The organism is Clostridium sartagoforme AAU1, assembly GCF_000401215.1.
GTDB lineage: Bacteria > Bacillota > Clostridia > Clostridiales > Clostridiaceae > Clostridium > Clostridium sartagoforme.
Genome location: NZ_ASRV01000046.1, coordinates 1 through 1,621 on the forward strand (window position 1 = coordinate 1; position 1,621 = coordinate 1,621).

General features: G+C 27.5%; 1 protein-coding gene. It reads right to left on the reverse strand.

All coding sequences use genetic code 11. The features are described from left to right. Positions 1–153: 153 nt before the first annotated feature. On the reverse strand, positions 154–1,482 hold the full coding sequence (locus A500_RS03990; RefSeq protein ID WP_016206306.1) for an IS4 family transposase: 1,329 nt from the start codon (positions 1,480–1,482) through the stop codon (positions 154–156). Positions 1,483–1,621: the final 139 nt, after the last annotated feature.

The window sequence follows — 1,621 nt, forward strand, 5'->3', positions numbered from 1 at the left end:
CAATGTCATCAACTTAAACAAAATCCTTAGTTGTAGATATTAATTTATATTTAGCCTTATAGTGCTTGATTTAAAATTGGATAACACAAATAAGCTATTCAGTGTTTTTTTACATTGAATAGCTTATTATCCATATATTAACTCTAAGTTTGATTAACTATTTCTTTTAAAATTTGTTCTGTATTTATTTTTACCCTTATAGGTGGTACGGGGATTTTTTCTTCCGTCCCTAACAGGAATTAGATTTTCTAAAATTTCCTCAAGCATAGATGTGTACAAAACTCTTCTATTATCATTATCGTCTTCTAAAGCTATTTTTAGTACATATTCCCTGAAGGTTCCGATTAATATATTCATGTTAACTTTATAATCATACTTTAAATTTTCATTTTTATTTTCTTGTAACTGGCTGTTTGCATCATTTTTTAAATCTTCAACCATATTGAACAACAGTATCTGTGCATAAAAATCCTGTTCTACGATTATTTTCTTTTTCCCGGAGATGTTTTCGATATATAATTTATTCTTAAGTACATCATAAGCCGTTTCTATTCCCCAGCGTTTAAAGTATAGGGCACCCATCTCTTCGGTTCCTATTTCTTCAATTGGAATATTGGTTACTAAATATTCATCTTCTCCTGTATCTAGTGTTATTTTTACCATTCTCACCGGTACTTTTTCTAGTAATTTAGCTTTTTGTTTTAATCTTTCATCTGCTATTTTAACTAACCTTTGACCATTTGTTTTCATTTCAACAATCTGATCATCACTTTGCATTGATTCTTTTTCACTATTATATGTGTTTCCTTGAACCCTAAAAATATAGTAAATTGGAAAATCTAATAGGAATAATAACATCTCTGTAGATATGTATCCTCTATCAAAAATGGTAAGTATTTTTCTATCAGTTCCTAATATATCTATCATATTTTGAATATTTCGCTTAGCTAAAGCTCTTTCAGGCGTATTATATTTATCAATTAATGCATCAATCATTATATTATTTTCAACATCATAAATTCCTGAAGCTTTAGCGCGGGCAGTTTTTCTTACATTCTCCTTACTAGGATTTATACAACCATAGCAATCTCTTAGTTCCTCAGTATTAGGCACCTCTAAAATAGTTCCATCTACAGCAGTTAAAATATAATTCTTATAAGTTTTATAATTTGAATTATCGTATATGGATTTGATATACTCTTTGTTTAATTCTATAAAAACCTGCGGGTTTAATTTTAATCGTTGTTTACAAAACGCCTGTTTTGTTACGCGGTCTTCTCTTTTGTTGAGTTCCTTAAAATAATTGTTTATCTCCATAGTTGTACTTTTACCTTTCTTGCTTAAAATAAATCGTAATATATCTTCAAAATTCATTTTTCTATTTCTGGTGAAATCATTAGCGTTGATTTTACCAATCTCTTTAATTCGTTCATTACTTAGTTTATCAAAAATTGTTTTTATTCTTTCGTATGCATTTATCATTCGTAATTCCTTTATTAAATTTATAGTCTTTTATTTATAACATACATAAATGTATTTAACTAGATATAAAATTACAAAAAGCCTGAAATTCACTGATTTCAAGCTTTTTATAATTTTATTTCTTAAGTTGATGACATTG

Coding starts and splice junctions, on each gene's coding strand:
- A500_RS03990 (WP_016206306.1), bottom strand. CDS start 1,482: ATGATAAATGCATACGAAAGAATAAAAACAATTTTTGATAAACTAAGT.